We start from the raw sequence: 12,655 nt of genomic DNA on the forward strand, positions 1-12,655 counted from the left end.
CAGTGATGTCGACCGTGCAGCCCCGCACGACCGTCGGAACTGCCTGTTCCCAGTCCCGGATCTGTTCGTTGTAGGCGCGCGTCACGAGTGGGGCGTCCAGCACGGTCACGGTCTGGCGGCCGATGTTGTACGGCATCAGCCCACCACCCAGGCGAAGCGGGGGAAGTGCCCGGACGTCAGCAGCACGTCGGCCGCCGACTCGCACAGCTGCGGCGGGGCACCCGCACCTGGCTTCGGCGCGAACCGGGCGAAGGAGCGCCCACCGGTCGACATCGACGCCAGGTCGCTTTGCGCGCCGGTCTCGTCGTCCCGGTCGATCATCCAGTGGACCTGCCGGACACACGCCCGGGACAGGGTCTCCAGCACGGCGGGGTCGGTGATGTCGTATGCGAGTCCGTACAGGGCCCGGTCGATCGCCGCGGACGCCCGGTCGATCAGGCGCACAGCGTTGGCCGGCGCGGGCTCAGGGGCGAGCCACGCCTCCAGTTCGCTGACGGTCGCATACAGCATCGGCTACTCCCCCGACCCGCTGTTGGCGTCCTCGTGGACCTGAACCCACTCCTGCAGCTCCGTCTTGGTCGCCTCGTTCGCCTCGTCTTCGGGCATGCCGAGGTGGACGGCGTAGGCGCGCCATTCGGCGACCTTGTCGGTCGTCTTCGGCTTCACCGGCTCGTCCGACTGGTCTTGGCCGTCGTCGCCCTGGGGCTCGGGCTCGGCGGGCTCGACGGTCGTCACCGGCAGCGGGGCCGCCTCGCCGTGCGCGTCGTTGGGGCGGCCGTACACGCTGGCGTGCTCCGGGCCGGCCACGCCCTCCCCGGCATCGCCGACGGCACCGGTGTCCGCGTCCTCGACGGCCTGCACCCACTCGATGAGCTGCGGCTTGCTCATGGTGGACGCCTTGGTGGCGAGCAGGCCGAGGCTCACCGCATACGTCGCCCACGCCCCGGGGTGCGCGTCGGCGTCGGGGCGTTCGGGCGCGGAGTGCACGTTGCGGCCGACCCGGGTCGCGGCGGGGGCGTCCGCACCGTTCTGGATGACCTGCGGCTCGACGGTGCGGTCCGGGTCGAGCAGCGGGTCCCCGTCCTCGGCCAGGCGCAGTTCGCCCTTGTCGACCTGGGCGGCCATCTCCGGGGAGAGCGGCTCGTCAAGATGCAGCCTCATCCCTCCAGCGCCGATGTACTCGCGGGCCGCCATGTCAGATCCCCCGCGCCAGCTGGAAAGCCGTCACGGTGCCGGTGGTGCCGGACTCGAAGTCGACGTGGAGCTTGCCGCCGTGCTGCGTGTAGCGGGCCTCGGACAGCGGGCCGATCCAGCGGGTGGCGCCCGCGCCGACGGTCACTTCGGAGTCGCCGAGGGTGCGCATCCACGCGGGCCCGTCGGTGCCGCCGGCGCGGATGGTGACCTTCTTGGCGGTGCCAGCGGAGTTGGTGACCCGCAGTACGGTGCGGGACGGGTCGGCGCTGTTAATGACGACGCCGTTGGTGACGAGTGTCGAGTCGATGGTGGTGCCGGTCGGGTCGGCGATGTCGCCGCCGCCGAAGCTGACGGGGGTGAGTGCTGTGCGCGCCACGATTCCTCCTGTAAGAGCGCGGACGAGATGCCTGGAGGGGGATCAGGCGGACGGGTCGACGTAGGCGACGGCGATTCCCTCGGGGCGCAGCAGCTTGGCGCCGTAAACGTGCAGGCCGCGGACGGCGTCGGCGATCGTGGACTCCAGGCGCAGCGCCTCGGTTTCCAGGATCTGGTCGGCGTAGGTGATCGCGCCGGGGTAGCCGGCCTGGATGACCTGGATGTCGCCGGTGGGGACGGGGGTGACGTTGGATTCGAGGACGTCGAAGCCGGCGGCCCTGCCGACGATGCCGTTGCGGAGGCCTTCGCTGGAGCCGGAGGCGTCGACGCGGTCGAACCGGTCGTCGCGCAGGAGGGCGCCCGTGAACTCGGGGGAGACGACGACGTAGCGGCCGACGGCGGGCACGTTGGCGCGGTTGAGCTTGGTGCGCAGCGGGATGAGGACCTTGTCCCAGGCGTCCGTCGGCGTGGCGCCGATGGCGACCGGGGAGCCGGTGGAGCCGACCACGTTGGACGGGGCGACGCCGGTGTAGAGGGAGGCGACGTAGCTGTCGGCCTTCGCGGCGAGCTTGAGCGCGGCGCGCTGCGTGGTGCGCATCATCGGGTTGACGGCGACCTGCGCCTTGTCGACGTCGTCGAGCTTGAACGCGAATGCGTCGCCCTGGTCGATGAGGAGGTCGGTGCCGGCGGTGTCGATGTCCTCGTAGTTGATCGTGTCGCCGGACTTGTAGGGGAAGATCGACGGGTCGCCGACGGTGACGATGCGCACCGACTGGCCCTGCGAGGTGATCTCGCCCTCATAGTCGCGGTTGACGATCTGCGGCTGCGCGTAGACGAGGGTCTCGTCCAGGCCCGTGAGAATGCTCGCGGCCCAGACCTCACGCTTGAAAAGCGCGACGGACATGCTGAGTCCTTATCCGGCCTTGCCCAGATAGGCGTCGAGACGACCTTCCTGCAGGGCCTTGCGAATCTGCTGGGGAGACATGCGGTCCACGTCCGCCTTCGTCAGCTGCCGCTTGCCGCCGGGGGCCCCGTCCATCGGTGCGCCTGCTGCGGGGGTGGGCTCCGGCTCCTCCGGCTCCGGCGCCTTGGCCGCGAGCTTCTTGTTGCCGTCCACCGCCGCCTTCACGGCCTTGCCAACCTGCTCGTCGAAGTCGGCCGCAGTGGGGTCGAGCTTCGATATGGCGTTGGCGAAGGAACGTGAATCAAGCAGCGCGTCGGGGTCGCCGCCGTACTTCCCGGCCGTCTTGTAGACGGCGAGTTCCACCTGCGTCTGGCGGGCCTGCTCACGGGACGCCTTGGTCTCTCCGCGGGCCTCGTCCAGTTGTTTGGCGAGCTCTTCGGGGGTGGGCGGCTTCTCCTCGTCGGTCTCCAGCCCGAACGCCTTGGCGACCCTCTTCATGAGGGCTGCCTGGTCGTCCTTGGCCTTCTTCTCCAGGGCTTCGCGCTTGGCCTTCTCGGCTGCGACGTCACCGCGGAGGTTTTCGACGAGGCGTTCGAACTTGGCCGGGTCGAACTCGCCCTCGAACTTCGGGGCCTTCCCCTTGGGTTCGCTGGCGGGCTTCGGTTCGGTGGCCGGTTCGGGCGTGGCGGGGGTTGCGGGGGCGGCCGGCTCTGGCGGAGTCGGTGCGGGGTCCGTCGGCGCGGGCGGGGTGGCCGGCTGGCTGCTCGGGTCCGCGGGCGTGCTTCCGGGCTGGGCGGGGGTCGACATCGGTGCCTCCTTGGGCGGCCTGCGCGGTCCGGCGATGCCTTGATCGCCTCGCGTTAGCCCAGATGTTAACCCTGAACTTGCTCCAATGCTGCACAATCAAAGGCTAGAAGGCAAGATTTCCTTAGATTCACAGGAGTGGGAGGGGTGGGGTGGTGGACAGTCAGACAGCCGCAAACACAGCCCAGCAACACCCCGACGCCATCCGCGACCTCGAACGCCGCGCCACCTACACCACCAGCCAGCCCCTCGCCCAAGCCCTCACCCAAGCCCAGGCCGCAGCCCTCACCCGCTGGGTCACCGCATCCGGCCCCGGCCGCAACACCCCTGCCGGCAGCGCACTGCGCGACCTCATCGACTACGTCCGCCAACTCCTCGCCGACGCCTTCCGAAACCGCGGCCAGCAAGCCCGCCACGACGCCGAACGCGCCGCAACCGCCGCCGCCCGCACCGGCATACGGCAGGCATCCGCCATCGCCACCACAATGAGCGGGCAACCCACCCCGCCCATCCCGCCCACCATCGGCCCCGAAGCGCAGCATGCCTGCGACGCCATCCCCGCCGCCGTCGAACAGGAACACGCCGGCGCCCTCGCGCTCCTCACCGCGGCCGGCTTGACCGCCATGGGCATGGCGGGCCTCAACGCCGTCTTCCAGCGCGCCCGGCGAGCCATCGGCCGCATCACCGCGGGCACCGCAGTCGCCGTCACCAGCGCCGCCGTTCATGGCGCCCGGCTGGTCGCACGCGCCCTCGGCCCCGGCGTCCGCATGCTGTGGGTCGCTGAAGCCGACGCTTGCCCCGCGTGCCGCGCCTACGCCGGCCACTACGTCCGCCCCGGTGGCCTTTTCCCCGGCGGGCTCTCCCTCGACCCGCAGCGCACCGTGTTCACCAGCCCCGTGTCCGGGCCGCCGCGCCATCCGCACTGCCGCTGCCAGCTGATCCCGTGGTCGCCGCAGTGGCCGCTCACGGGAATGCCCCTGCCCACCCTGCTGCGCCGACGCGCCCGCACCCATAGGAGGCCCTGATGCCGAGAGGGGTCATGTCCGAAGACCGCTGGGACGAGCTGCGCGAGCTGCACGCCCGCGGGCTCGGCAGGAACGCCATCGCCCAGGAGATGGGCATCAACTCGTCCTGCGTGTCCCGCACCGCCGAACACCTCGGGTTGACGTTCGACCGGACGAAGATCCGGGCCGCGGCGGAAGCCCGCAAAGCCGACCTCGATGAGCGGAAGTCGCTGATCGCCGAACGGTTCATGGACATCGCCGAGGACTCACTGCGCAGAGTGCACCAGGAGACCACCGTCTACAGCTTCGGCGGCAAGAACAACGACTACAACGAGCACACCTTTGCCGAGGCGCCGATCGCCGAGCGGCAGAAGCTGGTGACGACCGCGGCGATCGCGGTGGACAAGGTGATGAAGCTGGTGCCGGCGGAGGAGTCGTCGGGCCTGGATGCGGCGAAGAGCATGCTGGGGTCGCTGGGTGAGGCGCTGACCGCGTTCTCGCGGCAGCAGGACGAGGCCGAGGGCGACGAGGCGTAGCCGTGCTCGACACCCTGCCCCTGTCCCGGAAGCAGATCAGGTCTGTCGCCGAGTCGACGACCAAGATTTCCTGCTGGGAGGGGGCGATTCGCTCCGGCAAGACCATCGCGTCTCTGCTGAAGTGGCTGATCTTCATAGCGAATGCGCCGACGACGGGCGAACTCGTCATGATCGGGAAGACGGCGCAGACCATCCACCGGAACTTGTTCCTGCCCATGCAGGACCCGGCCCTGTTCGGGCCGATCGCCTCACTGATCCACTACACGCCCGGCGCGCCCACCGCGATCATCCTCGGCAGAGTCGTTCACGTCATCGGCGCCAACGACGCCAAGAGCGAACCGAAGATCCGAGGCATGACCGTGTGCGGGGCCTACGTCGACGAAGTCACACTCGTGCCGCAGGTCTTCTTCGAGCAGCTGTACGGCCGAATGAGCGTGCGCGGCGCCCAACTCCTGTGCACCACGAACCCGGACAACCCGGCGCACTGGTTCATGCGGGACTGGCTGTCCCAGGTCGGGAAGAAGCCGATCTCCCGGTTCTCCTTCACAATCGACGACAACCCGTTCCTCGACCCTGACTACGTCGCCGACATGAAGTCCTCCCACGAGGGCCTCTTCTACCGCCGCTTCATCCTGGGCGAGTGGGTGGCCGCAGAAGGCGCGATCTACGACTCGTGGGACCGTCAGCGTCACATCGTCACCAGCCTGCCCCGCGAAGGCATCCACAAGTGGATCAGCCTGGGTGTGGACTACGGCACCAAGAATCCGTTCCACGCTGTCCTCCTCGGCCTCGGCCGCGACCGACGGCTGTACGCGGCAGCGGAGTGGCGGTACGACTCGCGGCAGGTGCGCCGACAGCTGACCGACGCCGAATACTCGCAGCGACTGCGGGCCTGGCTGCAGGACGTGCCGGGCATCGGGTCGATCCGCCCGTCGTTCGTCACCGTCGACCCTTCCGCCGCGAGCTTCGTCACCCAGCTCAAGCGCGACAAGCTCACCCCGACCCCGGCGAAGAACGACGTCATGGACGGCATCCGCGTCGTGTCGTCCCTGCTTGCCGCGAACAAGCTCCTTGTCCACGAGTCCTGCAAGGCCCTGATCACGGAGATCGGCGGCTACAGCTGGGACGACAAGGCCGCCCTCCGCGGCGAGGAACGCCCGATCAAGGTCGCCGACCACGGCGTCGACGCCCTCCGCTACGCCGTCTTCACCACCCGTGCCCTGTGGCAGCGCCAGCTCGCCCTCGCCGCCTGACCAAGGAGAACTGATGACCCAGCCACGCCGTTTCCACCTCCAGCGCGACCACGACGTCACCGGCGTCTCCGGCACCGGCCGGGTAGCCGACGGCATCGTCTGGTCCGACGGCACCGTGTCCGTCCGCTGGCTCGGCGAACGCCCGTCCACCGTGTTCTGGGACGACCTTGCCCACGCCGTCCACGTCCACGGACACGGCGGACACACCCGCATCATCTGGGACGACCCCGAGCCGCCGCAGCAGGACATGACCTGCCCCCACTGCCCCGACGGCCACACGCTGCCCGACCGCGGATCCCAGCCCTGGAATGCGTGGGTCGCCGCTGACCGTGACGGCGATGGGCAGCCCATGCACATCATCGTGGCCCGCTCCGCAGGGGCGCACATTGCCGAGTCCGACGCCGAATGGGTGCGCACACGGCTCAACGCCCCGGCCCAAGACGGCCGTCCGGCACCTCCCCGTGAAACCACATTCACCCGCCTCGGACGCGGTGCCTGACCACCCACTACAGCCAAGGAGGCCGTCCCATGCCGCTGCCCCAATCCGGAGACACGCCGTGGCCTCCCCCGCACCTGGACATCCCCCTCGCCGACATGGACGTGTGGCAGGCCTGGTATTCCGGTGACCCCAACCACCTGGCCGCGGTGTACGGCGGGGTGGCCGCCTACACACGCAACGGGACCGCCCGCGATTTTTTCGACGTCGACCGGCGGCGCATCGTGAACGGCGAGCTGCGCATGTTCTGGGGTCAGGACCCGGCACCCGGTCAGACCGCGGCGAAGCTGCATGTGCCGATCGCAGCGGACATCGCCGAGATGTCCGCGAACCTGCTGTGGTCGGACGTGCCCCAGGTCACCGTCGACCTCGACTCCACCGACGCGGCGACGGCGGCGTCGACGCAGGCGCAGATCGGCCGCTACCTCGACGACCGCGGCCACGCCAAGATGCGCGAAGCATCCGAGATGACCGCGGGCCTGTCCAACGTCTACCTGCGTGTCGTGTGGGACAGGACGCTGCGTCCCAGGCCGTGGACGGACGTCCTGCCAGCGGCTGCGGTGGTCCCCGAGTGGCGGTGGGGCATGCTCGCGGCGGCGACCGTGTGGCGGGAACTGGAGCCACTCAAGGACAGCGGTGAGGTGTGGCGGCTGCTGGAATACCACACCCCCGGCACGATCGAGTACGGCGTATACCTGGGCGGCCGGGACACCATCGGGATGCGCAAGGAACTCTCGGATCACCCCGACACGGAAGACCTGGCCAAGCGCACCGACACGCTGGGGCGGCAGGCGACCGGGGTCGACCGGCTGCTGATCACGCACCTGCCGAACGTGCTACCCAACCGGATATGGGACGGCGTGCCGCACACGGCACCCCTGGGCCGCTCCGACTTCGCCGGCATCGAGCCGATGATGGACGCCCTCGACGAGGCGTGGACCAGTTGGATGCGTGACCTGCGACTGGGCAAGGCCAAGGTTCTGGTGCCGCAGTCGATGCTGGAGACGGACGGGCCGGGCACGGGCGGCACCTTCGACCTGGACCGGGAACTCCTCGTCGCCCTGAACCTGCTGGGCGACGAGCACATGAAGGACTCGATCACTGAGCTGCAGTTCAAGATCCGGGTGGAGGAACACGAGGCGACGTGCAAGGCGTTGCGTCGTCAGATCCTGAGCAGCGCCGGTTATTCGGCGCAGTCCTTCGGCGAAGAGGGCAGTGTCGCGGTGACCGCAACGGAGGTCGCTGCCCGCAAGGAAGAGTCGTTGACCACCCGTGGCACGAAGATCCTCTATCAGCGGCCTGCGCTGCTGGACCACCTGACGACGATGATGCTGGTCGACGTCAAGCACTGCGGGGCGAAGGGCGTCGACCCGGCCGCGGAGCTCACGGCGACGTGGTCCCCGGCGGTGCAGCCGGATCCGGAGGCCACTGCCCGCACGCTGTCCCTGCTGGACGCGGCAGGGGCGATCTCGACGTTCATGAAGGTGCGGATGCGGGAGCCGTCCTGGGACGACAACGAGGTCAGGGCGGAAGTTCAGCGGATCCGCGAGGACAAGCAGTCGGCGGTCCCGGCCGGCGACCCGTACAACACGGGCAGCCGAATGCCGGAGGAGCCGAACGACGACGAGGATGCCGCCGACGCCCCGGACGCCGGCTCGGATGAAGGGCAGGACGAGGACAGCGAGCGGGATTTGAAGGCAGCGTGAATGGCGAAGGGCCGCCCCGAGGGACGGCCCACCCTGAGTAGCCATGCCCAGCCGTGCCTGGCCATGCCATGCCGCACCTAGCCCCGCGTGGTCTCGCCCGGCGGTGTGAACCTCACCCAGCTTCGAGTCGAGCGAGGCGTTCTTTGAGTTCGGCGATTTCCGCTTCATTGCGGTCCGTGCGCGTGCTGGTCTCCTGCACTACGGACTCTAGGCGCCGCTGGCGAACGTCGAAGCGGCGGTTGAAGTCCATCTGAAGGGCGAATGCCTGCCCGGTGACTTCAAACGCCTTGCGTACCTGCGGGTCCATGCCGGTGAAGTCAACGTTGACGACCTTCGAATGCCCGGCTGCGAGAGCGCGCGCTGACTTGCGCTGCTGCTTGCGGGCTAGGGTCAGATGCTCCTGTGCCGCAACAACCCGGTAGCCGATGTTCGGGACGGCGGTGAGGGCGTGCTTGTCCCTCTCCTCGTACTCGCGGGCGGCCCGCCGGACTGCTGCCTGAATGGTGGTGCGGTCGCGCACCGGGTCGAGGTCGAGAGCGTCGGCCATCGTCTCGTAGGTGACGGTGTCTCCCACGCCGCGCTTCTTCAGCAGCGTGTAGATGGTGCGCCAGCGGGCTTCGCTGCCTATGGGCTCGAAGGGTTTCACAGCTTCTCCAGGGTGGCGGTGAAACGGCCGTAACGGGGGCGGTAGTCGCCGAGTCCGATCATGGCGCCTGCGGTGTTGGCGATGTCGGCGAGTTCGTCGAAGGAGAGCACCGAGGTGTCGAGGGTCCCTTCGGCGGCGGTGCGCCACTGTCGGAACATGGGGCGGCAGCGCATGATGCGGTTCTGCTGGACCTTGACGGATGCCATGTGGCGGAAGTTCTCGTCCCTCCACAGGCCGTCGGCGTCGCGGGGCCCCTGGTAGGCGAGGGGGTTGATGTTGGTGGAGACGAACACGCCTCGGGTGACCTTCACGCCGGATCGGGTGACCTTGGCGGCGTCAACGAGGCAGCGCTCGATGTTCTGGCCAGGGATGTAGGGGCCGACGTCAGGGTCGAGGTAGAGGCCTCCGAGATGCTCCAGGCGGGCGAGTTCCTCGAAGTCGTCGTCAGTCTTCTTTCTCTTGCCGCTGATCGCCTTCATGGCTTTCGCGGCGGGGTCGAGAGGGTTCGCCAGTCTCGCGTTGTGCATGAGGAGTTCGGCAGTACCGATGATCGTGAGACGAAACTGCATGCGGCAGCTCCCAGCGGTGTGCGGAGGGGGAAGAGAAGATCCAACCCAGGCCTGGCCCCGCCTAGCCATCCCTTGCCAGGTCGTGCCGTGCCGAGTGGGCGTGCGGGGAGTCGAACCCCACCGAAGACCATCCGCCCTGTACTGCCCATGAGTTGTTATGCCGGGCCTGGCCAGGCCGAGCCTCACCTAGCCGTGCCAGGCCCGGACCTGCAGCGTCTTGCGTGGGTGGCGGGGATTCGAACCCCGCTGTGACCGTCCACCCGGAAACCCTGAAGTGCCTCGCCGTGGCCTGCCTTGGCATGCGGCGCCGCGCCATACCACGCCTTCCAAGCGGTGCCACGTGGGTTGTGGCCCCGAAGGGCGTGTCACGACACTAACACACGTCACCTTCAAAGTGGAGGTAAATCGCGATGTGAGCCTATGAATCCACGGCGAGGGCGCTCTAAGGTGAGATCATGGCGCGCATGCTCAGCAAGATGCATCCCTCCTTCTGCCCCATCTGCCGAGGCAGCCCAGCTGGCCCCGACTGCCCAGACGACGCAGTCGACAAGAGAACCCAGAGGGCGCGAGAGAAGCAGGCATGGAAGCGTGAGGCCAGGACGGCGCTAGCAGAGAGAGGCGGCAGCGCCAAGGAGGAGGGCGGGGGCTCGCGCGGGCTGACCGCTGCCTAGCGGCGGCGGGTCCCCTTCCGCGCGGGGAGTCGACGGTAGCGGGTCACGGGTCCGCCCTTCGTGGCGTGGGCTTTCTCGCGGGCGTAGCGCCGCAGTCTGGGGTTAGCCCAGAACAGGCGCCACTGCGCCTTGGACTTGAACCCGGTGGTCCTGCGTCCCGGCATGGTTCACCTCCTTCCGCTCTGGTTCCTGATCGAAGTGTGCCCGCTGCGCCTCGTGCGGCGTCTAGAGTGCGTGGACTTGCGTTCCGGGGGTGGAGCGCCGTGGAAGGGGGCCGTGATGGCGAGTGGGTGCAGGGACTGCCGGACGTGTACACAGCCGGGGATCGCGCGCATGGCACAGGACTGGACACTCGGGTTCCTGCACCTGTGCACGGCCGGCATGAGCTGGGCAGTGAAGCGCGGGGTGATCAGACACTGCCCGCAGTGCAAGCACCTGAAGAGCCGGCACCAGTACCGGGCCGACGGCTCCTACATCGACTGATCCCGGATACGCCTGCGGGCCCGCCCTACTCCAGGGCGGGCCCGCTCGGTGTGCTGCGCGGTCAGTGTCGGTTCTGGATCCAGAGGATGAGCAGGCTGACGGCGCCGCTGCCGACGCCGTAGGCCAGGCCGCGCATGAGGTGCTGGTGGATGCTCCATTCGATCAGGCGGCGACGGAGTCGTGTCGGTCGGCGTTCCGTCTTGGTCTTGCCGGTCGTGGCGCCCGTGGCGGGGGTGTGGGAGTCTTCCATCGGCGTCTCCTTCGCATGGGGGACCCGCGCTTGGAGCTCCATTCGACAGTTGCCTTGCTCGGGCGTCGGGTGTGGGCTCCTTCGCGCTGTCGGGGTCGTTGCCCGACGCGATGACAATGGAGGAGCGCACCCCAGCGATGCAACCGGCCAAAGGTGGTGGCTATTTCATCGGCCACTGCGGATTGACCAGGCCGTTTGCCTCCTTTTCGCGAAAACTGTCACTGAGACGCGACCGAAAATCGCTGTTGCGTCCCCGGCCCGGAAGGCTTCGGGGCGGGTTCGGGCTCAAGTCGGATCACGTCTCAGAGCTTGTGGCCCATCGTTCCCATGCGGCGAGTCCGGTGGCGGCGGCTTTTTCGCGGGTGGGTTGGGGTGGGCTGGTGTAGAGGTTGCTGTCGGGGAGGCGGGGCCGCCAGCCTTCTCGCCGTCCGGCCCGGTAGGAGGGTTCGATGACGACTAGGACGCTGTCGCCGGAGATGACGTGCCAGCGGCGGGTGTCCGGCCAGTCGGGCGCTTTGGCGAGTTCGGCGGCTTCGATGGTCGCGCGGGCTGCTTTCGCGGACAGGCGGGGCACGGTCAGTCCTCGTCTCGGTCGAACCAGTAGCGGTCCCAGCGGGCGGCTTCGGCGGGGGTTTCCTCCCACCGGCCGGGCGCGGGGCCACGCTCGGACAGCGGCGGATCCTCGGCTGTCGCAGTTGGGGTCACCATGGCGCTTCTCCTCCCCACGCACCGCCGGCCGTCGGACGCGGCGGGTGCGATTCAGGTGTTAGGGAACTCAACGAGGACCGTCGGGTAGGGGCCGTTGCCGTCGGGGTCGATGCGGTCGCGGAGGTCGTCCCATCCTTCCCGCCAGTCGTTGTTGTGGAGGCCCTCGTTGTCGGCTGCCGTGCGTACCGCGTCCGCGTCCTCGATGGTCTGCGCGATGGCGTGGTCACCGATGGCCTGCTGGAAGCGGAGGTAGGTGTCCTCGGCGAGGATGCTGCGGAGGTAGGCGTCGATTTCGGCGGGCGTCGCGGTGAAGCGGGACGGCAGGTCGGCCATTGCGGGTTCCTTTCTGCGGTGGGTTGAGCGTAGGGCGGGGGTCAAGCAGTGGCGGCTCTGGCGTTGCGACGGTCAGCCGCCTTCTGAGCAGCCTTGCGAGTGAAGCGCAAGTCGTAGTTGAAGCCGCTGACGATGTCGTAGACGGCGAAGTTGCGAGGACCGAACTCCTGAACCACAAAGCGAGGGCGGCCCAGCTTGTTGAGCGGGTGGTCTTCCTGGTCCAGGTCCATGGAGTTCTCCTCTGCAGAAAGGGCGAGGCGGGCGAAGCCCGCCAGTCGGCGGGCTCCGAACGGTCAGGCAGCAAGGGCCCTCAGCGGGAACAGTTCGCGCAGGTAAGCGGTCGCGTCCGCGACCATGCCCGGCACGGCGGCGGCGGTGTGGTTGCCGTACTGGTCGACGAGGATCCACTCGCCCGGCGCACGCGGCTCGTCCTGGTCCGGGTCCAACTCGTCCACGGTGGGGGGCCGGAAGGCGTCGACGGCGTACTCGAACGCGATCGAGGACGGCTGCCGGGTGGCGACGACGAGGGCGCCGCGCACCCATGCGGCGTCGAGGACCTCGGCGTCGGCGGGGGCGTTGATGCTGGCGATCGCCTTGGAAGCGGCGGCGATCGCGCGGTTGCGTTCCTGCATGTCGTGCAGTTCCTGCTTGCAGCCGGAGCATTCGGCGAGGAAGCGTCCGGCGTTGGGGTGGCGGCGGCAGGTCTGGCGGATGTAGCTCATG

At 68.8% G+C, this 12,655-nt stretch carries 20 protein-coding genes; 6 read left to right on the plus strand and 14 right to left on the minus strand.

What is annotated here, in order from left to right; translation table 11 throughout:
- Window positions 1–135: 135 nt before the first annotated feature.
- From ABZY13_RS30585 to ABZY13_RS30605, 5 genes are read right to left on the minus strand one after another with little or no spacing between them, the layout of a single operon-like run.
- The gene (locus ABZY13_RS30585) at window positions 136–510 is read right to left on the minus strand and encodes a hypothetical protein (protein WP_356636484.1); all 375 of its coding nucleotides are present in this window, start codon (window positions 508–510) and stop codon (window positions 136–138) included.
- 3 nt (window positions 511–513) lie between these two features.
- A complete protein-coding gene (locus ABZY13_RS30590; protein ID WP_356636486.1) occupies window positions 514–1,161 on the minus strand; it encodes a hypothetical protein in 648 nt (215 codons plus the stop codon).
- A gap of 34 nt (window positions 1,162–1,195) precedes the next feature.
- Window positions 1,196–1,570: a hypothetical protein gene (locus ABZY13_RS30595; RefSeq protein ID WP_356636488.1), complete on the minus strand. Its 375-nt coding sequence runs from the start codon at window positions 1,568–1,570 to the stop codon at window positions 1,196–1,198.
- Between the two features lie 42 nt (window positions 1,571–1,612).
- The gene (locus ABZY13_RS30600; RefSeq protein ID WP_356636490.1) at window positions 1,613–2,473 is read right to left on the minus strand and encodes a P22 coat protein - protein 5 domain protein; all 861 of its coding nucleotides are present in this window, start codon (window positions 2,471–2,473) and stop codon (window positions 1,613–1,615) included.
- 9 nt (window positions 2,474–2,482) lie between these two features.
- Entirely contained in the window at window positions 2,483–3,280 is a 798-nt protein-coding gene (locus ABZY13_RS30605) for a hypothetical protein (RefSeq protein WP_356636492.1), read from the minus strand.
- A gap of 152 nt (window positions 3,281–3,432) precedes the next feature.
- On the opposite strand from ABZY13_RS30605, the gene ABZY13_RS30610 reads away from it, so the two are divergent.
- From ABZY13_RS30610 to ABZY13_RS30630, 5 genes are read left to right on the plus strand one after another with little or no spacing between them, the layout of a single operon-like run.
- Window positions 3,433–4,302 carry a hypothetical protein gene (locus ABZY13_RS30610; RefSeq protein ID WP_356636494.1) on the plus strand — a complete coding sequence of 290 codons (870 nt, stop codon included), beginning with the start codon at window positions 3,433–3,435 and terminating at the stop codon, window positions 4,300–4,302.
- A 14-nt stretch (window positions 4,303–4,316) separates the two neighbouring features.
- The gene (locus ABZY13_RS30615; protein ID WP_356636496.1) at window positions 4,317–4,817 is read left to right on the plus strand and encodes a hypothetical protein; all 501 of its coding nucleotides are present in this window, start codon (window positions 4,317–4,319) and stop codon (window positions 4,815–4,817) included.
- 2 nt (window positions 4,818–4,819) lie between these two features.
- Window positions 4,820–6,070, plus strand: coding sequence for a PBSX family phage terminase large subunit (locus ABZY13_RS30620; protein WP_356636498.1), 1,251 nt, complete (start codon window positions 4,820–4,822; stop codon window positions 6,068–6,070).
- A gap of 13 nt (window positions 6,071–6,083) precedes the next feature.
- Window positions 6,084–6,569 carry a hypothetical protein gene (locus ABZY13_RS30625; RefSeq protein ID WP_356636500.1) on the plus strand — a complete coding sequence of 162 codons (486 nt, stop codon included), beginning with the start codon at window positions 6,084–6,086 and terminating at the stop codon, window positions 6,567–6,569.
- Between the two features lie 29 nt (window positions 6,570–6,598).
- Window positions 6,599–8,272, plus strand: a complete 1,674-nt coding sequence (locus tag ABZY13_RS30630; RefSeq protein WP_356636502.1) for a phage portal protein — start codon at window positions 6,599–6,601, stop codon at window positions 8,270–8,272.
- A gap of 112 nt (window positions 8,273–8,384) precedes the next feature.
- On the opposite strand, the gene ABZY13_RS30635 is transcribed toward ABZY13_RS30630, so the two are convergent.
- The 3 genes from ABZY13_RS30635 to ABZY13_RS30645 all read right to left on the minus strand — a co-directional run bounded on the left by ABZY13_RS30635 (window position 8,385) and on the right by ABZY13_RS30645 (window position 10,322).
- The gene (locus tag ABZY13_RS30635) at window positions 8,385–8,918 is read right to left on the minus strand and encodes a hypothetical protein (protein ID WP_356636504.1); all 534 of its coding nucleotides are present in this window, start codon (window positions 8,916–8,918) and stop codon (window positions 8,385–8,387) included.
- Entirely contained in the window at window positions 8,915–9,487 is a 573-nt protein-coding gene (locus ABZY13_RS30640) for a hypothetical protein (protein WP_356636506.1), read from the minus strand. Before ABZY13_RS30640 ends, ABZY13_RS30635 begins: the two co-directional genes overlap by 4 nt.
- 667 nt (window positions 9,488–10,154) lie before the next feature.
- On the minus strand, window positions 10,155–10,322 hold the full coding sequence (locus tag ABZY13_RS30645; RefSeq protein ID WP_356636508.1) for a hypothetical protein: 168 nt from the start codon (window positions 10,320–10,322) through the stop codon (window positions 10,155–10,157).
- Window positions 10,323–10,491: 169 nt separating this feature from the next.
- Between ABZY13_RS30645 and ABZY13_RS30650 the strand changes: the two genes are divergently transcribed.
- The gene (locus tag ABZY13_RS30650; RefSeq protein WP_356636510.1) at window positions 10,492–10,641 is read left to right on the plus strand and encodes a hypothetical protein; all 150 of its coding nucleotides are present in this window, start codon (window positions 10,492–10,494) and stop codon (window positions 10,639–10,641) included.
- A gap of 61 nt (window positions 10,642–10,702) precedes the next feature.
- Here ABZY13_RS30650 and ABZY13_RS30655 read toward each other — a convergent pair whose 3' ends face one another.
- From ABZY13_RS30655 to ABZY13_RS30680, 6 genes are all read right to left on the minus strand, one after another.
- On the minus strand, window positions 10,703–10,891 hold the full coding sequence (locus ABZY13_RS30655) for a hypothetical protein (RefSeq protein WP_356636512.1): 189 nt from the start codon (window positions 10,889–10,891) through the stop codon (window positions 10,703–10,705).
- 295 nt (window positions 10,892–11,186) lie between these two features.
- Window positions 11,187–11,465, minus strand: coding sequence for a hypothetical protein (locus ABZY13_RS30660; protein WP_356636514.1), 279 nt, complete (start codon window positions 11,463–11,465; stop codon window positions 11,187–11,189).
- 2 nt (window positions 11,466–11,467) lie between these two features.
- Window positions 11,468–11,599 (minus strand): hypothetical protein, encoded by a 132-nt coding sequence (locus ABZY13_RS30665; protein ID WP_356636516.1) that lies wholly within the window; start codon window positions 11,597–11,599, stop codon window positions 11,468–11,470.
- Between the two features lie 51 nt (window positions 11,600–11,650).
- On the minus strand, window positions 11,651–11,932 hold the full coding sequence (locus tag ABZY13_RS30670; protein WP_356636518.1) for a hypothetical protein: 282 nt from the start codon (window positions 11,930–11,932) through the stop codon (window positions 11,651–11,653).
- Window positions 11,933–11,973: 41 nt separating this feature from the next.
- Window positions 11,974–12,162, minus strand: a complete 189-nt coding sequence (locus ABZY13_RS30675) for a hypothetical protein (protein ID WP_356636520.1) — start codon at window positions 12,160–12,162, stop codon at window positions 11,974–11,976.
- Between the two features lie 63 nt (window positions 12,163–12,225).
- Window positions 12,226–12,654, minus strand: a complete 429-nt coding sequence (locus ABZY13_RS30680; RefSeq protein WP_356636522.1) for a hypothetical protein — start codon at window positions 12,652–12,654, stop codon at window positions 12,226–12,228.
- Between the last annotated feature and the right edge of the window lies 1 nt (window position 12,655).

Origin of the sequence: Streptomyces sp. NPDC006610, from assembly GCF_040611575.1 — a bacterium.
GTDB lineage: Bacteria > Actinomycetota > Actinomycetes > Streptomycetales > Streptomycetaceae > Streptomyces.